Raw genomic sequence first — 25,245 nt, 5'->3', positions numbered from 1 at the left:
CGCGAGGAATCGCGTGCAGGCATCACCTCGGCATCAGGCGCAGCCGCACCAGTCCCACCATCGGTTCCGGCTCCTCGGCGTACGTCAGCGCCATCCCGTCCCGCACGTCGAGCATCAGCGGCAGGTCGGTCTGTCGGCCCAGTTCGGCGCCATCCTCAAGGGCGATAATTCGCGACTCGATGCCGCTTCGCTCGACGACGCTGGTCTTCCCCTCCCCCCTCCGCACCAGCATCACCATCTGCAGGAGTGCCGTGATGCTGTCGAGCCGCACGAGCGCGCGCACCGTGACACTGCGATTCAGTGGCGGCGGGGCCGCCGTCAACAGAACGCCGCTGCCGACCTCCTTGACCTGACTTGGCACAAAATCGGCAAGCTTGCGACGCCACGCGACCGACCCATCACGGCGATAGGCGAGCAGGTCGCCAGTCTGCGCCGCGAAGACCACTTGTGCCTTGTCTGGCAGACAGAGCAAGGAGCCGTTGGTCGCAATGACGTTGAGATTGTTCGTCGCTTTGAAGAGCGGCAGGCCGATGTAGTTGACACGCTTTCCATCAAGCGACCGTGTTTCGATGGTACGCTGCACCTGCGGCCGGTAGCGAACTCCGACGGTTACGTCGGCAAGGGCGCAGATGGGCCGTGCGTACGAGGCCACGGGATACGAGCGCCGCAGGTCGAGCGAATTTTCGGCCGGGGTCAGCACGGTCGCCCGCTGTAACTGGTTGTCGCGGAAGACCAGGTTGCCGTCGGCCTGGAGGTACATCCCGCCGGCCTGACCGATCTCGCCGGGACCCTCGCCTCGCCGCCCAAACAGGCTCAGCAGTTCACCGCGTGGCGAGAGGTAGACCAGGCGATGCTTGCTGAAGTCCGAGATCACCGCGCGCCCATCACCGAGCAACACCCCGAAATCGACGACACCGAGTTCAGCACCATCGGAGGCGGCAGCGTGGCCGAACTGATATTCTGAACTGCCGAGAACAACTCGCAACCCTGCACGTTTGGCTGCGGCTGTCCAGAGCGAGTCCTCATCGATCGATTTGTCGACAACGATATCGATGAGCTGGGAGGTGGGAACCTCCTCAGGCTGGGAGCAGCCGGCTCCCCCAAACCCGAGGGCAATGCAACAGACGGTCGGGAATTTCCACGCCATGATACTTATGGATCGCGAGGAGGAAAGCCTTACTCGCGGGGCCGGGTTATCCTGCCCTGATCACCGCACCGCCACCTTGAACCGCACACTCTCCACCCCGTCCCGCTCTCCAATATTCAGCAGCTGTACCCTCCGCCGCTGCTCGGCTTCGGACATCGCGAACCAGAGCAACAGTTCAGTGCATCTCGATCAGCCACTTGATCACTACCGGCTCACCCTCCTTCGAGAGCGACGCGGACCAGACCGTATTGCCCGTCGCGACAAAGGCGCTTCCCGAGGCGCTCTCCAAGGGGAAACGCACCTCCCCCTCGTACTTGCCCTTGGCCGAAAAGCGCACCCAGACCGGCGGTTCGAAGAGATGCCGGGCTGGTCGCGGCGTCGCGCCAATACTGGGAGGGCCACCCTCCGGACGCGGAATGCCAGCCTCGGCAGGGACGCGTCGAAGCAACCATACCCGCATCCCTGCATCACTGAAAATCCTCTCGAATGCCGGCTTGGTTTCTGCCAACTCGCCCGCCGGAACCGCGCCACGAGTCAAGAGTCTGGTCCATTCCTGGATGGCAGCTTCCTCCGCCAGTTCGGCGGTAGAGAACGGGATGGCCGGGCGCGGGTGGCTCACTGGATGCCAGGCGCCCTTGAGATCCCGAAGGCGGTAGCCCAACTCCGCCTGATCGGCCTCGAGGACGCTCCCATCGATCCGGGGAAACCACTGCACGTTCGGATCGCCGATCCGGTGGCCGCGTTTGCGCAGCGCCATCGCCGAGGGCCGGAGCGTGTCAAGGATCGACCCCGCCGCACTCAGGTGGATGTAGCCGTAGTCGCCGCCATCAAAGACCCCCCCGGGCGTCGGCGGCCTGATGACGGAATGCACGTAGAATGAGCCGTCACGAAGCGGTACCAAGTACGGCGGGAGGCCGCTCGGCCGGACAGGAACGGAAACCGCCGGAAGCAGCTTTCCATTTCGATCCCAGCGAACGATTCGCGACAGCCCTCGGTCGAGCAGCACTATCGTGCCATCGGCGGTGACCGAGATGCAGTCGGACAGTTGCAGGGAGGAATATTCACCCGGGCCTGCGCCCTTGCGCCCGAGGCGTCGGCGAAGCTTGCCGTTCTCGTCGAGGAGTAACAGGGTTGGGCCGTCCATACCCTTGCCATCGAAGAGCGCAACGCCACCATCCGGGGTGGCCGCGATGCAATCGATTCTGCCGAAGGGCTCGGTGTCAGCAGCTCCGCTGACCCGGAGCTGCTCGGAAGCGACAGCGTGGCCCTCTTCCCTGCCGGGGGCCTGAGCAGCCGCGAGCGGCACACTCACGATGCAGGCTGCGGCGCCGATGGCCGCCCAGCAGCGGAATGCGAGGCGCAAGTCGTTCGAGGCGAGGATCATCTGACGTTTCCACTAGTCTAGGTCCCGCTAGAATCGTAGGGTCCCACCCGGCCGGATAGCCAGAGGACTCCATGAAAGTACATCGTGGTCGCCACCCAGCGCAGCGTGCAAATGCGGCGAGGAGGGGCCCCGTCAGTGAGCCCACCGGGATTGAAGGTCCGGTTGCCGTCTTTCTCGGTGATTCTCGCGACGCCGAATGGCCACACCTGGCTGCGGGATCTGGATGGACCGCGGAGGGAACACGAGGTCTGCGCCGAATTCAACCCGGCGGGAACTTCCATGCGACTGGATTCGTGGATGATGGCGCGGTGAGGTGGCGAGGGGATGCGAATGGAGATGCGGCCGAGGAGGTGTACAGGGTGATTTTGATAGAAGCGAAAGCAAAGTACAGCAGAGTCGGCCGGTGCGCTGCTCGCGACAGTCCACCGCATCCGGGTCCGCTCCCCCTCCCGCATCCCGGCGTGGTGGTCATGGCCGCCTGAAGGTGAATCGCGGGTTCGTTCACATTGTACGGTAGCCCTCGCGCAGTGCCCAATCAGCGACCGCTCGGTTCCTGTCGCGCGCACCTCTAGATTAATGTGCAGGTCCCTGCCTCGCATCCTACACGCCGTCGACTTCTGGCAAACAGCCCATACACAATACGCCCGATCCAACGAAGCAATGGGAGCTGTCCGATCAAGCCAGCCACCTTCCAGCGCCTCGAGGCGCGCGCAAGTGCAACAAAGGCATCATAACCGCGGTACGTTGTTCCGTCCGGCGCAAGCACATGCATAGCGCTCATTGCGTTGTGGAGTGACACGGCACGAAGGGTAGGAGTGTCGCCTTCCCCGGCCGTGGTGAAGTCAACCGCTTCAACACTAATATCAGGAAGCCATGCCTGCATTAGTTTGATTGTCCGTCGGCAGCGGGGACATCCGCCATCGAAAAGGACCGTCCAGCGCGCGCTGCTCGGGTTCACCTTTCCGTCGTGAACCTGGCTGTCACTCCTTGTCACCGGGCCCCGCGGTGATCCAGTTGGCGTGACCCAGGGTACGGGGGATACGGCCCAGCTCGCTGGTATCGGCGATGATCGGAATTGCTTTGCGGCCATTCAAGGACACTAGCGAACGCACATACACGCGTGCGTCATTCTTGCCCCGTCGTTGAAATTCATCGCGGAGATGATGACCAAACTGGAGCAACATGTCGGGGTTGCCTATCATCGCTCCCATCTGCCATGGGCGCAAGTACTGCTGTGCGCTCACCCACGCTGTGTCGGAGCCAGAGACCACCAAAAACTGTGCACTACCTGCTTTGTCGCGGAGCATCATCCTCCACGAAAATCGATGCCCCTCTTCGGTCCAGGCCACATCACCGGGGTAGAGCCAGTGTCGAAAGGGGACTGTCAATTGGACTACCATGAACGCAGCAAGGAAGGCCAGCAACGGCCGGCGCGGTTCGTCAAAGGTCGAGACCTCCTTACTTCGTGGCACTCTCGGCGCAGAGAAATAGGTCAAGACACTTCGGGGCCAACTCGGTACGAAGAAGATCGTGGTTGTTGCGACCATCATCCATGGGAAGATTCCGATCGGGAAGAGCTGGGCGTTGATAAAATGGAAGCAAATCGCAGCGATGAATGCGTAGGGGCGCGTGGGCCTGAGCAAGAGGAAAGGCACCACAAAGAGGTCAAATAGCATTCCTCCAACCCCAAAGAATACACCATGCAGCCCATGCCTCAGCAAGAAGTCGACAAAGGGCACAGTCGCTCGGTGATTCATCCACAATCCGGTAGGAGCACCGCCGAGCCAATCAACGTTGAGTTTCGCGAGCCCGCCGTAGAAGTAAATTACACCAACTTGAAAGCGCAGCACCCATATCACCCACGCCGGTACAGTCGCGGGCTCATAATCCTGACGACGCCTGCGGTCGATGGACCATTCTGCATGCGCCGGTAGGACGGCCAATAGCACGAGTATAAGTAGCGCCGCGTAGAAATGGTTGAGGTATCGCGCCTGTTCAAGCAGGAATTGGTAGGCAAAGCTGATTGCAAGAAAGACACTCGCAGCCCTGTAGTACAGTCCGAAAAGCACTGCAAGAGCCGCAAGGCCCATCAAAGCGAAATGGAGGTACAACAAATTGCCGGGCCAAGGGTGTACCCATCCGAACCCGAAGTAGGTGAAATGGAATGATGGATCTATCCAGTAGCTCTTGATCCAATTGTGCGTGAAATACCTAACTACCTCCCACAGGATGATTGCAGCCATCAGGATCCGCACGACCGCGACCGACGAGGCATCGACTGCGAGCAAACCCTTCCGTCGCACGTCGCTCCAGCGGGCGTGGAGCCCTCTCATGCCTGGCGCTAGCACTTCGGAGCCGGCGGCATTCGGAAGACGACTGCACTCTCCACTCCGACCGAGTCCCGCTCAACACCGTACACAAGGCCTTGATTAACGCTGGTGAGGAATGTTCCCCTTGGAGCGATGAAGGAGGCGATGGGAGTACCCTGACATCGGTCGAGCACTACCCAAGGCTGGCCGTTGGCCACCGAATACTGGCCCAAGAGCACTCGGCCATCCTCGGCAACAAGCAGCCCCGTAACCCCCGGGAAAGTATTTGGAATACGGTTCGAAATCGCGACCGAGACGGATGAGGGATCTTTCGCAGAAAGCCGTATCATCTGGCTATGGCTGACCTCACCCATTTCTGAGGCTCGTACCTCCGGTGGTACGTTCACGGCCGCAACCGACAGATCCCGCGAAAAGACCGTGTCTCCGCTTGTCGACAACACCTGCACGGTGAAGTATCGAAGATCCTTCGAACGCGTCAGAAGCGCGGAAGTCACTGCTATGTACCGGCCATTCGGCGAAATTCCCCACTGAGGCTTCTGAACGAGTGGCACAGAATGGCGAGCTGCCGGTCCGTTCTTGGCCTCAAACTCCACATACCCCTCGGCATCGTCGGGTTGCGGGTAGGCAATGCGTCGCTGAATCGCGCCACTTGCCCCGGTAAGGAGGGCGGAAGCAGTGACTCCTTCGGGAACCGCCGGACTGCCGGGCCGCTCATTGGCGAAAGTCACAAATTGGGAGTCTGACAGAATGGCCCATGGAAAGCTGGTTGAGGCACCGTAGACCGGGAAACTCGCGGAATCCTCCGGCTCGGCGTGGGGCGTCGGGTATCGAAATGCCCGTAGAAACGCACCACTTGGAGAGATCAGCGTAACTCGTCGCAGGCCCATGTCAGTGATCCAGAGCGTGTCGGCTATCCACCCCAGACGAGAAATGAACCGGAACTCGCCAGGTCCTTCGCCAGCACGGCCAAAGGTCGCAATCTCCTTCCCGCCAATACCGAAGAGCCGAACAGCATTGTCTTGTCGTTGAAGGATGGCGATTACTCCAGACAACGAGGCGAAGACCCCACCCACCTCTGAGAAGCGTGCTGACGTGCCATCGATCCGAAGTACGGGGATGAGAGTATCCACGACTAAGTGGACCCCACCAAGCTCAACCGGGCTTGGCGCTACGGGATCCTTACTTTGGTCAGGCCCCCCAGTCGGCGCGCCACACGCGAGGATACCAAGTGCGACGATCAGCCCGACGGGCTTCCCAAGTTCGCCAGCAATTGCGATCAACGCGATTCCCTGGCCTTGAGTGCTTCGTCAAGCATTGACGTGACACGCGAGAGCGCTCCGCTAGGTGAGAGCATGCCGTCAATGATAATTGATGGGGTGCCAGTCAAGCCCAGTGTTGTAGCACCCGCCATTCCGCGTTCGATGACCGCCACCTTCCCTGGTTCAGCCACGCAGGCGGAAAATGCAATCGTGTCAGGAACTTGGGCCTCGACGGCAAATCGCCCATACGCCTTCTTGCCGATCGAGTCGCTTTGGCTAAACAAGGCCTTACTGTATTGCTCGAACTTTCCCTGCCTGCCAGCACACTCGGCTGCTCGTGCCGCTGGGTACGCTTCGCTGTGGCCATTCAGCGGCCAGTGCTGGACTACCATGGCGACCTTATCACCATACTTCGCATGGATCTCCGGCCAGGTCTCGAGGGCAAACTTTCGACAGAAACCGCATTGGAAATCCGAAAATACGACCATCTTGATCTGCGCATTCGCAGCTCCCAGGAGTTGCCCCCCTTCTTGGAAAGACTCCCATCCTTTCACGGGGCGTGGTACGCCGGCCGCAGCTACGGGGGGCGGTGTGAATAGCTCTCGCCGTACAACGAGCCCCGTGGTGACCACGGCGCATGATACGGCAACTGTCATCATGACTCGGGAAATAATGCTTGTGTTCGGTTCTGACATCTGAGTCTCGCAGGGCAAAATGGTAGATACCCGATGCTCGAACGTCGCCACAGAGGTCGCGGCGACGTCCGAGCACTTACCGAATCAGGCCTGGAAGCAGAAGATCCGCTCATCCTGGCTGTCGGTGTCCCAGTCGCATCCGGTCGCTGTACCGTTGATGCACTGACCCTCCGCACCGCACCCGGTCATGGCCTGACACATCCCGGTCGGGTTCACGCCATTGCAGGACTCGACGCACATGATGCACGCCCCCCCCAGCGCATCCTGCGCCTGTGCTTCCTGCGAGCTGCCGCCAAACAGCGCGAGCATGGTCACTAGTGTGGCAATAGCCGTGATCTTGTCGGTCCTTCGCATCTGATTCTCCTTGGGAAGGGAAGATGGTTCAGGTGTCGCCAGTGCTCGGGTGAGAGCAACACGACCGATTCAACTCAAGCTCAGCGACGACTGGAACGCTACGGTTCACAGGATAGGACGTCAACGTGGGGGATCTGAAGGCGAAAGCCCCTATCCAATTGAGCCGTCCAAGCTTCGGTGAACACCTTCAACCCATTCGAGGCGGATACTCGTTTCATACTCTCAGCGGGCAGAGGACGGCCCACGCGGAAATCGGTCTTCCAGGCGATCCATACACGGGCACACGATATGCTCCCATCGGACGTACCCTGGCTCGGTGGCGATCCCGAGCTTTTCCCGAACAAAGCGCACATGTTTCCCGATCGTGCTCTCCTTTGGACCGATACGCTCCTCGATCTGTGCATAGGAAAGCCCCTGCCTCAACAGCGCGAATACCTTGGCCTGGGTCTCGGAAAGTTGCTTCAAGGGCCGGAGAACCCTTGTACCGTCTCGCATTAGGGGACTTTCGGACAAATATGAGCCTCCGGAATGGACGACATCAATCGCCCGCCAGAGTTCCTTGGGCACAAATGGCTTCGCAAGAAGTCCTCTCGCGCCGAGGGCGAATAGCCGCCCCGCCGGCGCCCAATCAGGGAAGCCCGTGATCAAGATGAAGCGTGTTGCCGACGATATCTCCATCAGCTGCGGCAACACATCCAGCGTCGACGTCTCCTCCTGCATCCGGACGTCCACGAGCGCGATGTCGGGCTGATGCTCCTCCAGCGCGGTCGCGAGCGTCTCGAGACATTGGACCGCCTCGACGCCGTTGAACCGTTGAGCCACCATCCGTAGGAGGGTCTTCGAGACGAGGGGGTAATCATCTGCAACCACTACAGTAGGCCTGGCGGCAACGGTCACGGGGGTACCCTGGGGGTGGGCAGGTGGCGGGTCTGAAGCGGGTGGATACTACTCATAGGACGGTAGCGGCAAAGTCTTACTGCGTCAACATAGGGAAAACCCTTATTTTTTCGCCCAATCTCTTGACACTGATCCCAGCGCAGCCCGCACGCCGTGCGGCTTTCATTACCTAGCCCCTCGCCTGAATAAGGAGAAAAACTCTTACACAAATGTCATCTATTCGCCGGGTTTCCACTCCCCTCTTCGGGCCCCACATCCAGATCGCCGCGAGGCGCAGCCACGAAACGCCCCCTACCTCACCCTCCACCGCTTCACCACCGCATCTCCCACGGCACTCGCATCATCCGGCGCGCAGACCAGCGCCAACCACTCACCGCGCATCGCCCACCGCCCCTGGAATCCTGCGCACGGCAATACGATGCGTCCCACGAACTGCTCGGCCGTGAAGACCTCCGCAAAGGTCGTATCGCCTTGCTGCCCCACGACCCAGATGCGGCCCGCACTATCAAGTCCCAGCGGCGTGAGATGCGTGAACCACGGCCGTACCTGCGCCGCGAGCTGCGCCCGCCGCAACTCCTGATTCTCGCTCCGCTGCCCCGGCCGGCCGGCGAGTCCGCCAAGCTCGGCATCGACCTGCTTCGCCGAAAGATGATTCTCGGGCAACACCCTGCTGACGGTGTGCTTCAGCATACCGTTCCAGTCATACAGCGCGAGCTGATACGTCTTCCCGTTCGCGACCACGATCCCGCCGCGCCAGCTCCCCAGCGCCGGCGGCACGATCATCCGCGGATCGCTCACTGCCGGGAACATCTCCACATAGTGCGCCTCGGCGTGGTCCAGCACTTCGCGCGTGTGCCCTTCGGCATCCACCAGCACCACACCATAGCGCGGCTGATCGGGCTCCCAGCCGAGCCACTCGTTCTCGCGTGTCCGCGCAAGGGGAATGCGCGGTAACGACAACGTGGTGCGCAACATCTTGCCGGTGGAATCCCATTCGGTGAGCCGGCGGGTGGCAAGATCGAATGCCATGATACTTGAATCGGTAATCTCGAGCGGCAACGCGAGCCGCGCTTCACCCGGCCCCTCGCCACGTCGCCCCGCCTGCCAGTGCACGTGGCCCAGCGTATCAATGGTGCGCAAGACCTTGCCGTCGAGCGAGAGATCGGCGAGCAACACATCACCATGCAGGCCGATGCGAATCGGCGACGTCGGAGAATGCGGTGACGCGGCGACGTCGTTGCTGGTGGGCATCGCCACCAGCGTCGGCATCGCCGGCGCCACGCGCGATGGCGGAGCCGCTGGCGCGGGTGCGCGTTCACCGCCGCACCCCGCCAGGAGAAGGAGAACAATGCTGCTGGTACTGCGTGACATCACTTTCACAAGACTCTCACTTCGTGCAGATCAGAATTCCGTTGTCGACGTCCGGCGCCCCGAGCAGGGTACTAGGACGAGCGTGCTGCGTGGAAGCTAGTTGCCGCCGGCGCCCTGCTTCGGGGTGTACGAGGTGCACATCGTGTTGGCGACGAAGGTCCAGATGTAGCCGGACTCGTAGCCGGTGAGGCAGCCCGACCAGTACGAGCCGTCGGTGAAGGTGCAGAACGAGCCGTTGTAAGCGCAGAACCAGAGCCCGCCGCCGGCATCTTCGGCCTTGGCGTAGGTCTGGATGCCGACGAGGAACAGAACAGAGAGACCAGCATTGAGGAAACGGCGTCCGATGGACATGGGAAATACTCCTGAAGAATGGATTGAGTGGGACCAGCGAATGGGACAGGGCTCGGGGCGCACGGAGCGACATCTCCAGCGCGGGAAATCCGCGACTGGAGCAGAGGGGGGCCAAGAGGATACGTCGGGAAAGCGTCAGGTCAACCCGCGAGAGAAGACGCGAGGATTATCGGGCGGATCGGGAGAAGAATGAGCGCCCTGAGGTTGTCACCCTGAGCGAAGCGAGGGGGCGGTGTCAGGAACGTTGTCATCCTGAGCGAAGCACCCGAAGGGTGCGAAGTCGAGGGAGCGATACTATCCAGAAAAGCTGTCGTCCAGGGGCTCGGTCGGGGGGAAGCCGCTGTTCGCGCCGTGCTCGCGCGGCGCTCGTTCAGCCGGCTCTCTTCGAACGGCCCCCCCGTACCTCGCCCCGATCCTCTCGGCGCGCGTCCGGACATCAAGCAATGTCGCCCCCGGCCGTCGACATTGTCATCCTGACCGGAGCCCGCGAAGCGGGCGCAGTCGAAGGAGCCGAAGCTCCGCTCCCTCGACTCCGCGGCCTACGGCCGCTACGCTCAGGATGACAACTTCGGAGCCCCCCTACCCCGGCTTCGGGATCGCCAGGTACACCCTCGAGATGAACCCGTAGAACTCTTTCATGTAATTGCGCAGGAACTCTTCCGTTCCCGGATCACTCACCGTGCCGTCGGCGTCGATGAGCCCGGGGGTGAAGCGGATGTACCCCTCGGGGGAGTTCATCTGCGGGGCGTTGCAATAGCCGAGGAGGGAGCGAAGATGTTGCTGGGCAACGGCGGTGCCGATGGGGCCGGGTGAGGCGCCGATCGATGCACTCGGCTTCCGGTTGAAGGAGTTCTGGCCGTAGGGGCGGCTGGCCCAGTCGATCGCGTTCTTGAGTCCACCGGGAATCGAGCGATTGTATTCCGGCGTCACGAAGAGCACGGCATCGGATGCCGCGAGCGCGGCCTTGAGTGCGACCACCGGGTCGGGGCAGTTGTGCTCGTGATCAGGCGAGTAGAGCGGCAGATCCTTGAACGGGATCTCGGTGAACACGAGCTCGCTCGGCGCGAGACGAATGAGCGCGGTCGCGAGGATCCGATTGATCGAGGTGCTCGAGAGCGAGCCGATGAAGTAGCCGACGCGGTAGGTCGTGGTCATGGCGAGGGGCCTGTGGTGAGGGCGTGCGCGTGGGGGAGTTCGTGTGAGATTAGCGCCCGGAACCGGGAGGCGCTATGTGATCGAAGGAGGGAGAGGTCGGTCGGTGGTGCCGCGCTCGCGCGGCACCGGTCTCCGCCCCACGTTGGGCCTGCTCGCGCGGCGCCTCGCGCCGCGCAGATCTCCAGGACGACTGACGCGCACCGGATCCGGGTTCAGGGGCTTCGGTCGGGGGGAAGCCGCTGTTCGCGCCGTGCTTGCGCGGCGCTCCGTCAGCCGGCTCTCTTCGAACGGCCCCCCCGTACCTCGCCCCGATCCTCTCGGCGCAGCCCAGACTTCCGAGGCTACTAACGCCCGCCCCAAAAACGCGCGTATATATAAGGAGAAGAACCGATAAATCCTGGGGCTTTTCGACCCCGGACCGCCGCCCTGGCTAAAAGCCCCACGCCGCATCGATCGCGGAACTCTTCCCCACTTCCGGCGAGATTCGCCGATGCCGCAGGGTCGAAACCTCGAGCAGCTCCAACCAGGTCACCCCCGACTGCGGACGTTCAAGGGTCAGTACGAGGAACTTGGCGTCCGGAGAAAATACCAGCTCCTCGACCCAGACATCCCCAAGGTCGATCGACAGGAGGGGGCCACCCCAGTTCTTCGATATCCGAAGAGTATGGTAGTCGGGTGTGTCGTCCCCGGTGGCGAGGCCGGTGACCGCCATCGCCTCACCGTTGCGCGCGAGTGCGAACCTGGGGACGCTATTCCCCCACGGCGAGGTGAAGAGGCGTGGAGATTTTCCGCTGGCGTACGCGATCCAGAGCGTGCCATTGCCATTATTGTCGTGTTGTACGTAGAGCAGACTGTCGCCGCGGGGAAAGAAACTCGGATGCGACAGGTACCCGTCGTACGCGGAGAGCAATGGCGTGATCGTGCGGTCCGCTGATCGATCAAGCTCCGTGATCCTGAGTTCCTGGTTACCCTGGTCGTCGTACCTGACAGCCACGATCCGTTGCCCGTCCGGCGCCCACCGCGCCCACAGCCGGTGGCGGTCGGTCGTGACTTGGCTCAGCAGGCTGTTGTCGTATTCCATCACATACTGATTGCCAGCGAAATTGTACATCAACCTGTTCCCATCAGGGCTCGGTTGAGGCTTGTCGGCGAGGGATGGCGTCGAAATCGGAAGGAAATTGGTGCCGTCAGGGCTGATTCGATATGGCTGGGGCGTACCCGCGACTGGACGCCACATAAACACGATGCTACCGAGCGGCTCCTCCGCAAAGAATGAACCTGCAGAGGAGCCGCTCGGAGAGGAACAGCCGAGCCCCGCCAAAAGTGCAAGGGGGATCAGCCGCTCGCGCATCAGCATCCGACGCCGGGCCAACTGTTTGCTCGCCGCAGCAAATCGACTCCGCCAGAGATTCACGGCCGCGGTCACCGCCAGCCCGCCAGACATCACGCCGAAGAAGATCGAGAAGAGGCCATCACTCTTCAAGCGCTTTTCTCCGCTGACGATCATCGAACCACTGGAAGACCAGCACCACGCTGATGCAGGCGATGGACCCCGCCAGTGGGGCGACCAACAGCGAACCCTCCGGCGGATCAAAATAGTTGCAGATGGATCCGATCACCGCGCCTTCGATTCCGGCGGAGATGACTTTCGTCGCGACACTCTTGCGAACTCGGATGCCGATAAACATGGGGGGTCACCTGAGATGTGCGGTTGACGTGAGGCAAACGCCGGACCGATTCAAACTTAGCAAGAGTATGGGATTGGGCGATGGCCGAGACGCAGCTAGGTCGCCCCGGGCCGCCGGGCACGCGGAAGTTCCGGGACGCGGCGCCTGGGGCCTCCGAAGACTGGTGGGCCGGACAGCAGAAGAAACGGGCCGTTGCCCGCCCTACCGCCGCCACGTCACGATATAGCTCACGATCGACTGCGCACCGCTCTCCGCTTCGGCCACACCCCAAACCCGTCCATTCCCGACAGTCCAGAGCCGGACATTCTTCGGTAGATGAAATTGCCCGGCTTCCCGGCCAGCCGGATCGATGATCACCCACAGTCTGTCGCTCTTCCCTTCCTGACCAACCCAGATGCTGCCATCCCAGCCGATGAGAAGTGCTGATGCTGGTGGGTACCGATCTGGTGCCTTCGCCGCCTTCAGGCCCGACGACACCTGTGCAGGGAGTGCGTTGATTATTTCGTCGAACTCCTTCGAGTCGAGTCGCTCGGTCGGGACGATGTATTCTCTTGAGCGAAGAGTGTCGCCGGTTTCTCCGAGCAGATGAAGCGTGAACGCGCCTCGCGACTGTTGCTCGAGCGTGAGGCTGGTAATAGCCACCCGATCCCCCGAGGGCGAGAACACCATTTGAGAGCGGGGACAGTAGGGGACAGCAACCGCGAGACCGGGCCGGCTGGACCCAAGCATGGTGCAGTCGCTCCGACTCGCATCACTGAGCGCTTCACCGAGAATGCTCACGGGAGTGCCATCGAGTCGCATCCGGACTGCGACTGAAAAATACCGTCCCTGCGCATCGACTCGTGTGCCAATGGCGAGCACCGTGTCTGCACTCACCACGCCTCGGAGGTAGATCCCGCCCACGGGAACCGGCGTTCCGCGCGGGCGAGGGAGAGCAAGAGTGACCGGAACACGCACGGTCTTGACCAGCGCGCGGTCGGGGCCGATCAGTGTCCAACGCTGCAGCGCGTTGTCGCCCACCCAGAGTGAGTCGCCGGTCCAGACTGAGATCGTAGGGCCAAGATAACCGAATTCACCAGGGCCGCCGCCGGATCGTCCGAAGGTACCGAGTGAGGTGCCAGTGGAAGAAAAGAATCGCACCTTGCTATCCTGCGGCTGGCCCACCGCAATCGTCCCGGTCTTGCTGACGGAGACGAAGGAGAGCGCTGACAGGTTTTCCCGATCCGCGTTGATCGTGACGCCGGGGGAGAGTGGCACCACTGGCCACGTGCTTTGGGCGTTCAGGGGTGAAGCGACTACGACAACCGGGAACGCGCAACAGGCACGAAGGAATGACATCGCCAGCTCGGTAGAGGCGGTGCTGTAAATTCACAGCATATCCCGCGACGCACAGCTATGCGATTGATTTCCCTCGGCGTCTGGTACGGAGCCGTTACCAGCTATCCGGGGCTGCGCTCGGTGATGGATGACGGATGATGGATATCCCGAAGGTTGTCATCCTGAGTAGCCTGCCCTGAGCTTGTCCAAGGGAACCCCGCGAATCGCGCGAAGTCGAGCTAGCGATACCTAACGGCGAGAGGGTGCTCCCTCGACTGCGCACCCCTTCGGGGTGCTTCGCTCAGGATGACAAGCCTGGAACCAGGCTTACCGGTACTTCCTCCCTTCCCGCGCGATATTCGCAAACGCATAGGCATTGGGCAGATCAAACGGCACCAGTGCATCCGACGCGATCGCGACCACCAGCTTCTCCTCGGGCCAGACTACCAGCAGCGCGCGCCCGCCATTCGACGTGCCGCCATGGTGCCAGATGGTGCGGCCGGCCGAATCAACGCCGATACGCCAGCCGAGGCCGACGAGAGAGGACGCACCCGAGGCGAGGTGCTGATGCGTGGTCATCATCGTGATCATCGAATCGGGGAGGAAGCCCGGGCGCACAAACGCCGTCCCGAAGCGCGCGAGATCGGTGACGCTCGCGAGCAATCCCCCGCTCGGCCAGCGATCGGAGAGATTGTCTGGCGTGGTGGGCGTTGCGACGCCTTCTGCGTTGACGTCGAAGGTGGTGGCGCGTTCGGGGAGCTTCGCGCCCGGCATATCGGGCGCGGTGAGCTTGAGGTGGAGCGGCTCGATCACTTCGTCGTGCAGCAGGCGGAGGAACGGCTTGTGGGCGGCGCGTTCGAGGGCGAGGCCGAGGAGGTTGAAGCCGTAGCTCGAGTAGGAGTACTTCGTGCCGGGTGCGAAGAGGAGCGAGTCCTGCGCGAAGATCGCGATGGTCGGTGCCAGCGAATCGAACGCGGTGGTGCTGATGAACTCGCGGGCACCGTAGTGGCGAATCCCTGAGAGGTGGCCGGCGAGCTGGCGCAGGGTGATCGGCGCATTCTTCTCGGAATACTCCGGCACGTACTGACGCACATTGGCATCGAGGTTGATGATGCCGCGACTCGCGAGTCGTGCCGCGATGCTCGCCGTGTAGAGTTTGCTCACCGAGCCGATGCGATACATCGTGCTCGGGCCGGGACCCCGGCGCGGCGGTGTTTCGACGGAGCCGCCGGCGTCACTGTAGATCTGCCTGCCGTTCTCCATCACGGCAACCGAGAGGGCTGGCGCTTTGGTGCGCGCGACCAGCGCGTCGGTCGTCTTCGAGAACCACTCGGTGTAGCTGGAGACGTTCTGTGCGCGCGCCGGGGTCGCGATGGAGATGGCGAGTGCAGCGAGCGCCAGGGTGGAGCGGACGAGATTCACGCGACTCTCCGAGCTGGGAGCGATGGGGGTCGGCCAGCGGGAAGTGTACTGTCCGGCGGGGGTGGGGAGTAGGGCGATTTCGGGGCTTACCGGATTTTGACGTCGCGCGGCGGACGCAGGAAGGTGTCATCCTGAGCGGAGCCCGCGGAGCGGGCGAAGTCGAGGGAGCGAAGCATCGTTCCGGGCAGACCCCGAGGCCGACTGACCCCGGGCCACCCCCGGAAATCGCGGCCGTTCCGCCCCCTCCCCCCGCCCCCAAAAACGCGCCTATATATAAGGAGAAAAATCGGTGATTTCGGGGCTTTCCCGCCCCAAACCACCCCGGGCCGCCCGCCGGCCCCCTGCCCCGATTTGACGATTGGTTGATCGCCCCACGCTAAGCTGGCCGGGACCTCCCCCAGCCTGAGGAGCCATCAGTGAACCCCTTTCATCTCACCGTCCTTGGGAGCCCGGAGCTCCGGGCGCCGAATGGCGACCCGATCCGGTTCCGGACCAGGAAGCATCTGGCGCTGCTGGTCTATTTCGCGGTGGAGAGGCCGGTGGCGCATCGGCGGGATAAACTGGCGACCTTGCTCTGGCCGGCGAGTGCGATGGAGGAGGCCAGGCATTCCCTGGCAACCGCACTGTCTGTACTTCGTGGGAGACTTGGTGCTGACGCATTTGACTCAAGCAGGGACGCTGTCCGTCTGATTCAAGGGCGAGTCACCACGGATCTCGATTCCCTTGAAGTCGCCTTCGATTCAACTCTTTTCCCTGCGAGTTTTCTGGAGGAATTTTGCATAGATGACGCTCCGGACTTTCAACAATGGTGCGACGCTCAGCGAATTCGATTGCTTCCGCGAATCCAGTCGGTCTTGTCAGGCCAGCTAAGCGAGTCTCGACGGCAAGGGAACGCTCGGTGGATGGAAGAAGTTGCGGAGCGTTTGCGAGCCTTGGATCATTTGAGTGAGGAGGCAGCGCGGGCCCAGCTCGAGGCGCGCACCATAGTGGGTGACCGGATCGGAGCACTTAGGGTGTTCGATGACTGGAAGCGGCGACTTGCCACCGAGCTTGGCGCAGTGCCAAGCGGAGACTTTGAACGGATCGCGACGCGGCTGCGACTTGCTTCGCTCCCGTCCGGTCACATCGGCGGATTGGCTGACCAGCCTACCTCGGCCTACGCAGATCGAGGACTCTCCGGTCGTTCTCAAGAAACCCAACGATGTCTCGAAATATGGGAGCGGGCAACCGCATGCGCCTCGCCGCATCTCCTGCTTCGCGGGTGTGTGGGCATCGGGAAGTCGGTCCTCGCAAGCCAACTGGCAACTATAATCAACTTACGAGGAGCAGCCGTCTTTCAGATCCGCTGCGCTGCAGCCGAACAGAGAATCGCTTTGGGCGGGATTCTCTCGCTCGTGACCGCCTTATGCAATCACCCCGGCGCCAGAGCGATTTCTCCTGCGCACCTCAAGGTCCTCGCTAGTTGGGCACCTAGCCTCGCGGACTACTTCCCCGGGATCTCGACCACAGACGAGCCCTCACTTCCTGCCGCACACGTTTGCCTTGCTGAGGCCATATCCGCTCTGATCTCCGCAATAGCAGGCGAGCAGCCGGTGCTGCTCGTCATCGATGATGCACACCTGGTGGACGAGCAATCATCGGCCATTATTCACTACCTACTTCGTCGCCTGCTCCGGGAGCCGGTGATGATCTTGCTCTCAGCCCAGATTCATCGGATCGGCCATACTAGTCACGCCGCCGCTTTGATCGCTATACCAAACGAGTGGGTACAGACCGTCGACCTTGATCCGCTATCAAGTGATGACGCCCGCGAACTTATTGTGGGCATCACAGGCCCGCTCGATATGCAGCACTTTCAGGATGTGCGTGCGATCATAGAGTATGCTTCAGGCATCCCAAGTACGCTGAGCGCAATCGCTACCGAGTGGCAACGCGCAGGGAAGCCAAGGTTCCGTAGTTCCTTCAGTGCCTTGCATGAGGATACACCTCTAGCGCCGGCCGACAGCCACTCCGAGGCTATCAGAAGTGCCCTGCTCGCCGTCGACGATGAGGCACTTGCGTTTGTGCAGTTGGCTTCCTTGCTCGGTTCACGCATGGATCACCTTGAGCTATACGAATGGATAGGGCTGTCTCTTCCTGCGGCGGCGCGGGCACTGCGTACACTGGCCGCCAACAATATTTTCGTTTCAGCCAATGCGCGCGTCTCGTTTGCCTCACAACTGGCGAGGGATTGTGCCTATGCCAGCCTTAGCTGTTCGCATCGTGCTTCGCTCCACGACATTATCGGAAGCCACCTGATGCAACACGGAGTGAGTTCAACTGAGGTAGATCCGTTAGAACTTGGGTGGCATCTTGGGCGAGGGAGGACGCCTGCGAAGGCAATGGAATTTCTTCTAACGGTTGGTGAGGATCTGCTTCGTCAAGGTCACAGCGGACGCCTCGCTGCCATGCTCTCCGATGCGCCCACCGTCGCGGCCAGCCTGAACCACTCCGGCTTCGCCCTCCTTCGCGCGGAAGCACTACAAGAGATCGGCTGCTGGGAGGCCTCTCATCTGGCGCTCGAGTCCTTGCCACAAATGCTAAGCAACACTGAGTTGGCACAGGAACGGCTCCTTCGGATTACGAACGATCGCTTTCTCGGAAGACTAGTAGGAGCGAGACTTGGCGAGGCGATCACGGCTTCGCTCAACATTGCCGGGGACAACAGCTTCACTCCTTCTCTCCGTACAAGAGCTGCCTCAACCTCGACCGCTCTCATTTCCTCAAGTCGCAACGACAAACACATTGCTCAGCTTGGCGATGTGACCAGCCAATTGATGGCCGTTCCATTGGCCGGCCACGACGCACTTCACGCATATCACGCCCGTGCGTGGTTTTTGGCACAACGTGGTGGTCCGCGGGTGGCGCTCCCGGTGCTCCTGGAGGGCGTCACGACGATCAGCCAGACATGCCCAGCAGACTCAATCACGACCCGCCTTCTCCTCGGAGCAGGAGTGTCATTGTGTCAGACGGGAAATTACCTCGAGGCAGCGCCGGTGCTTCACCAAGCTTACTCGATCGCCAAAGCCCTTGGTAATCCAGCGTTCATCGCAAACGCGGCATCTGGCCTGGCGTTGGTTGAGGGTCGCCTAGGCAACCCGTCTGCACAGATATCGTTTGCGCGCGAAGCCATCCGGGCCTCTAGTTCTGAGGAGTGGGGCATCTGCTTACTTAGCGCGGCGTATGATCAAGGGCTGGGCCTAGCCATCGAAGGACGGCTTGTCGAGGCAGAAAGCGCGATGGCCGCGTTTGACTCGCGCTTTGACAAAAGACGTCCAGAATGGGTTCAGCAGGCATGGAAACTATGCAAGGCAGATGTGTTGGCACTTGCCGGGAAAGAGCGTAAGGCCCTGCTCGCAGGGAAGATTGGTACGAGTGGGGTTCACAAGAAGCTTCATCACGACTGCTTTGCCGGACCATATGCACGCTGGGTTGCCTTCACCGGTATTAGGACCGGCACTGCAGCGGGCGCACTCGCGAGACTTGAGCGGCAGATAGAGGAAATCGACCGCCATGACGCGAAGGATCAGGCCGAAATCCTCGCAGCAATCGCAATTCTTGAGAACTCGATTGGCGGAAACACGGAAGGAAAGCGGGAGGCAGCGCGAGAACGACTCGGGCGGCTCCCAGGGCCAACTCAGTCGATGATCCGGAGACTGGGTGTCTCGCCGGTTGGCGAAAAGGGCGCGTGGGGTATCCGAGAAGTCGGCTAAGGCGCCTCGTTCACGGCACGATCGTGCGGCGGGCGCTGGCCTATTGCTCGCCCGGACCGCCTCGCCTCATCTGCCCGCGCTCGGATTCTCGGCTGGGGCATGTGATCGGGGATTGAAGACGGATCAGCTATTAGGCGTCGAACAGTTACGGAGTTGACCGTCAACTCAACCAACCTTGCGTCAAATTGTGACGATCGACCTTTGTTCAGTTCTGCAAGCACAACATCCACCGGCAGCGCGTTCCGATAAGGTCGGTTCGTTGTCATTGCGTCGATGGTATCCGCGATTGTGATGATCCTAGCGCCTAGTGGGATCGCTTCTCCGGCGATGCCATCCGGGTACCCACGACCATCCCAGCGTTCGTGGTGGTGACGGACGCAGGCGACTACGTAACCCTGAAACCTCGAGAACGAGGATACGAGTTCCGCACTTTTTGCAGAATGGGTCTTCATTACTGCCCATTCCTCTTCCGTTAGTTTGCCCTCCTTTTGTAGAAGCGGGGCAAACTCCTCATGAATCTTTCCTACATCGTGTAGCAACGCTGCATTCTCAATCTCTTCAATTTCTTCCGGGGTTAGCCCGAAATCTGTCGCGATTGCGCGAGAGAGTCCGCATACGCGGCGGGAATGGCCGGAAGTATAGGGATCTCGGGCCTCGATGGCCTTAACCATCATCGCGAGTTGCTCGCGGACATTCAGTTCAAGCTCGGCGTAAGCGCTGTCAAGCTCTCGATACAGGTCTTGAACGGTATTGAGCTTGCCATACACGTTCCGCACCGCAATAAACGGGATGAATATGCCCACGAAACCGAAGCGTCCGATGCCCTTCTCGTTGTCAAATCTGACGAATAAGTATGCCACGCCGAGAGCCATGAGGCTCGCAGCCATGTCGTATCCGAGTACCCACAGTGTATTCGAGCGCCAGGTTGAAAGGATCGGCTTGTGCGTTGCGAGAGCCACAGCCGTGTTGACGGCGATCGAATTCACGATGAAGTAGACGCAAGCAGCCGCGAGGAACTTACCGATGTCCGTAAGGGCACTCTCGAAGGGTAGGTGCGCACCGCCCGCCACCAAGATTGCCGGTGGATGCGCGCCTCCGAGTAAGTGGTACACACTGAAAGCGAGGCCAACGCTTACGATCCGCTCCGAAACATTAAAGAGGACCTTTAGCGGCGACACACGCGCGTAGAGTTGGGTCACGGCGGTGATGCAGCCTGCAGTGAGCGATCCCCACAATCCGCCAAGTGCAACACCGATCGCCAAGTGCATCACGAACACCAAGGATCCGGCCATCGATCGGGACTTGTTGGCGGTGCGTCCCGTCTCCATGAGGCAGCCCACTACACCCAACGAAATCAACGCCCAGTAGTCTACTCTTGGGCGTGGCAGACCAGTCATGAACCAGAGCAACCCTAGGGCTGCGATGGCGACTGATCCTACGTAGGTTTGGACAGCACGGCTCATGGACATGATAAAAAGGAAGGGAAATCCCCGAGTTGGGCATTTAGATCCAGGTCACGGTCTCCGCGAGGAAAATGCTCGCGATGAAATCGACGGCCGCAGCCAACCATTCCAGCATATGCGTCACCTCCTCCTGGTACCACTCAAAAGTCTGAACTTTTGGAGGGGCAGATCCCGCTCGTGATCTACCAGACGCTTCGCTTGTGGTGTCGCGCTCGGCTCCGCTCAGCCGGGCCCTGGGATTCCCCCCCTGTTTCTCCTCTATTCTGATGCTGCGTTCGCGCGAGACAGAGATCCTCGCGCGTCGGGCTATTTATGCTCGTCGATCGTCGATCGATCATCGATGATCGTTACTTCACAATTGAGAACCGCTCCTTCGACTGCGCCCGCTGCGCGGGCTTGCTCAGGATGACAACGTCCTGTCATCGAGCTTCGGCTCCTTCGACTGCGCGGCCCTTTGGGCCGCTTCGCTCAGGATGACAATCCTTGAGCTTCATCCTTCGACTAGCATGGTGCGGCGCGAGCGCCGCACCTACGGCGGCTTCGCCGCTTTCTCAACGCGCCTGGCGCGCCGCGGCCCAACGATTCGTCGCATCGAGCACCGCATACACTGCCGCGTGCTCACTGCTCTCCCGCACCTCGGCCGTGCCGACCAGCAGCCTGCTCTCGCGGCCACCGATCGCATGCACGCCGATCATCACATAGTGCTTGTCGAACGCCTCGATCAGCTGCGCCCCTTCGAGCGCCAACGAATGCTTGGCAATCAACCGCTCGAGCACCTGCACCGCCGCACGAGCCGCACACTCCACTCGTGAGCGCGCCGTGTCGGGACCTTCCTCGGTGCCGCTCTCGATCCGGCCATTCGCCGTGAGCGTGACCGTGGCAGTGACCCGCCGCTGATGCGGCACCGTCGCCATCACCAGGTCATCAAACAACACGACCCGCGTCATCACGTTCGCCTGCAACGCACTCTGCTCCAGCGCCGCCATCGGCTTCACATCGGCGGTCTGCGCGATGGAGATCTTCCGATGGTCCACTTTCAAGCCCAGATGCGCGAGCAAGGCGCTCTCGATGTTGCGCACCACCTGCTTCGGTGCCTGGCCCGCCTGCGCCAGGATGTGGATCTCGCTCACTTCGCCGAGCGGCGTCGTCACCACCCGCGCCGAGAGGATCCCCTCGAGCGAGGTCAGCAGATTCTCGGCCCGGCGCACACCCCACGGGTCGGTCGCTGGATCCACTGGTGCTCCTCCGGGCCGCGGCTGTGACGCGTCGAACAGATGTTGAGGCGATGCGGTCACACGGTCCCTCGTCGGAAAAATAAATTCGTCAGGCAACGGTATTGCGCCCCGCCGACTTCGCCAGGTAGAGCGCCCGATCGGCCTGATCGAGCAGCGGCCCTTCCTGCGGCGCGGCGGGATCGTACTCCGCCACGCCAATGCTCACCGAGACTTCGCCTTCGCTGTACCCCTGGGCCGAGCCGGCACTCAGGACCCGCTCACGCACCGCATCGGCCACTCGCAAGGCACCGGCACGATCGGTCCGGGTCAGCAGAATCACGAACTCGTCGCCACCATATCTCGCCGCGAGGTCCGTCGCACGAATCGTCCGCCGCAACTCGTCGGACACCATTCGCAGGACCGCGTTGCCACGCTCGTGGCCGTAGCGATCGTTCAGCAACTTCAGGTGATCGAGATCGAGGAAGAGGACGGCGAAATTGTCGCCACTCCGCTTGCTGCGCTCCATCTCGTGATTCAACCGCTGCTGCAACGACCGGTAACTCGCCAGGCCAGTGAGAGCGTCGGTACTCGCATCGCGACTCGCATCGTCGGCCCGCTGACTCAGCCACGGCACACACTGGCGGAGCGACGCGCGCCCAAGAGCGGCTGCCTGCGCAAAGCGGTGACAACTCGGATAGCCACACGCCCGACAATCCCACGCCTTCCCGTTCGGCCCCGTGCCGATTGCTTCCAGTATCGTCCGCACGGCGGCGGGTTCAGCCTGCTGCCGGCGCTGCCCGAAGGCGAACGCGGCGGCGACATCGACCTCTTCCAGCACCACCGGCGTCCGGCTCCGGGCCGGCTCGTACTGCTGGATCAAAGCCCGACGGCGGTAGAGATCCTGCTTCGGCCCGGCGGCAGGGTGCCCCAATGCCCCGGGATGCCCCTGGATATCGACGAAACCGAGGTCGATCCGGTCGTGCCCGACAGCCCTCGCCAGCGCTGGAAGCGCTTCCAGTCCGCGGACCGTGAGGAGCCTGCGGCCCCGGCTCGACCCGCTCACCACCATTTCCAGTGGCAAACCCCCTGCCACCGACATATGCCGCCGCATCTCAGGCGGAACCCGCGAGAAAGTCGTCGGCAATGTGGCCGGCCGGACCTCCCGCAGGGCGAAAAGCTGTTCCAGATCGTTGAAGGTGAGCATCGCATCCAGCTCACCAATGGTGCTTGGGGCACTCATCCCGGCATAGACCACCGGGAGGCCATTCCCGTGCATTTGACGCAGGAATCGCGCCTCTGCCACGCAGGGATGGGTAATAGGAGCCAGATAGGGGACCAGCTCGGGATAGTGGGCGGTGATGGCCGCCACGACGACCGGATCGGTGCTCCGAACCAGGGTCCCCCAGTCGGGGTCTTCCCACAGGTTGAGGTATTCCTGCGCCACCAGTTCGTCGCCGATGACCCCGCGGCTGACCAGCCGGAAACCCGCTTCGTAGCAGGCGTTGACCAGCTGTTCGGGAGTGGCGGGATGGAAATGCGCGACGGCCTCGGGGGCCAGGATCAGCGCGCCAGTGCCGGCTTCGGCGATGGCGAGGGCTTTATCGACGGCTCCGGTGGCGGCAATGGCGTCGTGCGGGCAGGCCGGGACGCATTCGCCGCAGCGGATGCAGTTTTCTTCGACGATTTCGACGACTCGCGCCTCTGGCGGCAGGGCAATGGCGTCGGTCGGGCAGACCCGGACGCAGGCCAGGCAGGCTACACAGCGAGCAGAGTCGACGGCGAGGTGCACGAGAGCCCGGGGCTCAGGGTAACTCGAAAGGAGTAATCCCCTGCAAGTTGGCAAGATCCTTGAGAAGTGTCAAGAGGTGACCCCACTCAACAAATTGCCATATCGTGACTTAGGCGATCCCGAACTCCTTGAGCTTGCGGTAGAGCGTGCGCTCACCGATCCCCAGGACCTGGGCCGCCCGCCGCCGATTGCCCCGGAGTTGTTCCAGAACGGTCTCGATAGTGACCCGTTCGACCTCCGCCATGGTCATTCCGGCCCGATAGACTACCACCGCCTCGGGCTCCGGCTCCTCTTCGGCCGATACTGGCCCCAACGAGGTGACCGGAATTGCGACAGTCTGCGAAATCGAGGGGTCGGAGACCTCGATAACGTGCACGGGCTCGTGGCGTTCTCCCAGTTTCCTTTTGAGTTCCTCGAGCTGGACCCTCAGCTCCATCAGGCTTCTGAGGATGAACTCGAACTCGGCCCCGCCCACCACCGGCCCGTCGCGGGTGTCGATTCTGGGGAGCCGCATCGGCAGCAGCGAGCCGCTCCCCTCGGTGACGTCGGCCGGGATATCCGCCGCCCGGACCTCGCTCCCAAGTGCCAGCACCACCATCGATTCGATCAGGTTGCGGAGCTGACGAACATTCCCCGGCCACTGCGCCGCGACCAGCCGCTGCATCGCTTCCTGCGTGATACCAGGAAAGGTGCGGTCGTGCAGCACCGCGAACTCGCGCACGAAACGCTTGAGCAGCAGCGGAATATCTTCGCGCCGCTCGCGCAGTGGCGGCAGGTAGATGCTCAAGACGTTGAGGCGGTAGTACAAATCGTCGCGGAACTCTCTGAGTGCCACCTGTTCTTTCAGCGCGCGATTCGTCGCGGCGACGACACGCACATCCACCTTGATTGGTGCGACGCCGCCGAGTCGGAAGAAGGAGCGCGTCTCGAGTACGCGGAGCAGTTTGACCTGCACCGACGCGGGAATCTCGCCGATTTCGTCGAGGAAGATTGTGCCGGTGTCGGCAAGTTCGAAGCGACCAAGACGCCGTTCGGCGGCGCCGGTGAAGGCGCCCTTCTCGTGACCGAAGAGTTCACTCTCCAGCAGCGTCTCGGGGAGTGCGGCGCAGTTGATCGCGATGAACGGCTTGCCGCGGCGCGGCGAGAGATCGTGGATCGCCTTTGCTACCAGTTCCTTGCCGGTGCCGCTCTCGCCCTGGATCAGCACGGTACTCGACACCGGCGCCATCTGTTCGATCTTGACCAGCACTTCCTGGATCGCGGCGCTCTCGCCGAAGATCCCGGTACGACGCTGCAGCTCGCGGCGCTCGACCAGTCGACGCACCGTCGCGACCAGATCATCGGTGGCCACGGGCTTCATCATCACTTCGGTCGCGCCGATGCGCATCGCACGTTCGGTGCGGTCGGAATCCGTGGGCTCGAGCAGGGCGAGCACGGCGATTTCGTGATCGCGCGCGTAGGCGGCGAGTTGCAGCGCCTGCGGATCGTGGACACCGCCGCTCAATACCAACAGCGCGGGATGATCGCGGCGCATCGCGTGGCGCCCTTCGTCGGCGCCATTCACGAGGGCGCAGCTCACGCCGGCGGCTTCGAGCGCGCGATCGAGCGGGACGGCGGTCTCGAGATCGGCGAGGGTGATGACGACTTGTGATGCCAT

Annotated in this window: 18 protein-coding genes; 1 reads left to right on the top strand and 17 read right to left on the bottom strand. The window is 62.0% G+C overall.

The window, feature by feature from the left end:
* Nucleotides 1-22: 22 nt before the first annotated feature.
* The 13 genes from V4558_08875 to V4558_08815 form a co-directional block, all read right to left on the bottom strand.
* Nucleotides 23-1,147 carry a hypothetical protein gene (locus V4558_08875; protein MES2305608.1) on the bottom strand — a complete coding sequence of 375 codons (1,125 nt, stop codon included), beginning with the start codon at nt 1,145-1,147 and terminating at the stop codon, nt 23-25.
* Between the two features lie 175 nt (nt 1,148-1,322).
* Nucleotides 1,323-2,531 (bottom strand): 6-bladed beta-propeller, encoded by a 1,209-nt coding sequence (locus V4558_08870; protein ID MES2305607.1) that lies wholly within the window; start codon nt 2,529-2,531, stop codon nt 1,323-1,325.
* Nucleotides 2,532-3,511: 980 nt separating this feature from the next.
* On the bottom strand, nt 3,512-4,864 hold the full coding sequence (locus V4558_08865) for an HTTM domain-containing protein (protein MES2305606.1): 1,353 nt from the start codon (nt 4,862-4,864) through the stop codon (nt 3,512-3,514).
* Nucleotides 4,865-6,137: 1,273 nt separating this feature from the next.
* On the bottom strand, nt 6,138-6,776 hold the full coding sequence (locus V4558_08860; protein ID MES2305605.1) for a thioredoxin domain-containing protein: 639 nt from the start codon (nt 6,774-6,776) through the stop codon (nt 6,138-6,140).
* Nucleotides 6,777-6,899: 123 nt separating this feature from the next.
* The gene (locus V4558_08855) at nt 6,900-7,169 is read right to left on the bottom strand and encodes a hypothetical protein (GenBank protein ID MES2305604.1); all 270 of its coding nucleotides are present in this window, start codon (nt 7,167-7,169) and stop codon (nt 6,900-6,902) included.
* A gap of 222 nt (nt 7,170-7,391) precedes the next feature.
* Complete coding sequence (locus V4558_08850; GenBank protein MES2305603.1) at nt 7,392-8,066, bottom strand: response regulator transcription factor; 675 nt, start codon at nt 8,064-8,066, stop codon at nt 7,392-7,394.
* Between the two features lie 291 nt (nt 8,067-8,357).
* Nucleotides 8,358-9,437, bottom strand: a complete 1,080-nt coding sequence (locus tag V4558_08845) for a hypothetical protein (GenBank protein MES2305602.1) — start codon at nt 9,435-9,437, stop codon at nt 8,358-8,360.
* A gap of 96 nt (nt 9,438-9,533) precedes the next feature.
* Nucleotides 9,534-9,788, bottom strand: a complete 255-nt coding sequence (locus tag V4558_08840) for a hypothetical protein (protein MES2305601.1) — start codon at nt 9,786-9,788, stop codon at nt 9,534-9,536.
* Between the two features lie 579 nt (nt 9,789-10,367).
* Complete coding sequence (locus V4558_08835) at nt 10,368-10,943, bottom strand: NADPH-dependent FMN reductase (protein MES2305600.1); 576 nt, start codon at nt 10,941-10,943, stop codon at nt 10,368-10,370.
* Between the two features lie 430 nt (nt 10,944-11,373).
* Nucleotides 11,374-12,450 carry a hypothetical protein gene (locus V4558_08830; GenBank protein ID MES2305599.1) on the bottom strand — a complete coding sequence of 359 codons (1,077 nt, stop codon included), beginning with the start codon at nt 12,448-12,450 and terminating at the stop codon, nt 11,374-11,376.
* Nucleotides 12,416-12,631: a hypothetical protein gene (locus V4558_08825; GenBank protein MES2305598.1), complete on the bottom strand. Its 216-nt coding sequence runs from the start codon at nt 12,629-12,631 to the stop codon at nt 12,416-12,418. Before V4558_08825 ends, V4558_08830 begins: the two co-directional genes overlap by 35 nt.
* A 201-nt stretch (nt 12,632-12,832) precedes the next feature.
* Entirely contained in the window at nt 12,833-13,888 is a 1,056-nt protein-coding gene (locus V4558_08820; GenBank protein ID MES2305597.1) for a hypothetical protein, read from the bottom strand.
* A gap of 387 nt (nt 13,889-14,275) precedes the next feature.
* Nucleotides 14,276-15,370 (bottom strand): serine hydrolase domain-containing protein, encoded by a 1,095-nt coding sequence (locus V4558_08815; protein MES2305596.1) that lies wholly within the window; start codon nt 15,368-15,370, stop codon nt 14,276-14,278.
* Nucleotides 15,371-15,960: 590 nt separating this feature from the next.
* On the opposite strand from V4558_08815, the gene V4558_08810 reads away from it, so the two are divergent.
* Nucleotides 15,961-19,122 (top strand): AAA family ATPase, encoded by a 3,162-nt coding sequence (locus V4558_08810; protein MES2305595.1) that lies wholly within the window; start codon nt 15,961-15,963, stop codon nt 19,120-19,122.
* Here the strand turns inward: V4558_08810 and V4558_08805 are convergent.
* From V4558_08805 to V4558_08790, 4 genes are all read right to left on the bottom strand, one after another.
* Nucleotides 19,119-20,585, bottom strand: coding sequence for an HD-GYP domain-containing protein (locus V4558_08805; protein ID MES2305594.1), 1,467 nt, complete (start codon nt 20,583-20,585; stop codon nt 19,119-19,121). The two genes, V4558_08810 and V4558_08805, sit on opposite strands and share 4 nt — an antisense overlap.
* A 551-nt stretch (nt 20,586-21,136) precedes the next feature.
* Nucleotides 21,137-21,820, bottom strand: a complete 684-nt coding sequence (locus tag V4558_08800) for a hypothetical protein (protein ID MES2305593.1) — start codon at nt 21,818-21,820, stop codon at nt 21,137-21,139.
* 88 nt (nt 21,821-21,908) lie between these two features.
* Nucleotides 21,909-23,588 carry a diguanylate cyclase gene (locus V4558_08795; protein ID MES2305592.1) on the bottom strand — a complete coding sequence of 560 codons (1,680 nt, stop codon included), beginning with the start codon at nt 23,586-23,588 and terminating at the stop codon, nt 21,909-21,911.
* 109 nt (nt 23,589-23,697) lie between these two features.
* The gene (locus V4558_08790) at nt 23,698-25,245 is read right to left on the bottom strand and encodes a sigma-54 dependent transcriptional regulator (protein ID MES2305591.1); all 1,548 of its coding nucleotides are present in this window, start codon (nt 25,243-25,245) and stop codon (nt 23,698-23,700) included.

This window comes from Gemmatimonadota bacterium, from assembly GCA_040388535.1.
Lineage (GTDB): Bacteria > Gemmatimonadota > Gemmatimonadetes > Gemmatimonadales > GWC2-71-9 > Palsa-1233.
The sequence above is the reverse complement of the archived record's forward strand: the minus strand, read 5'-3'. Positions and strand labels throughout refer to the sequence as shown.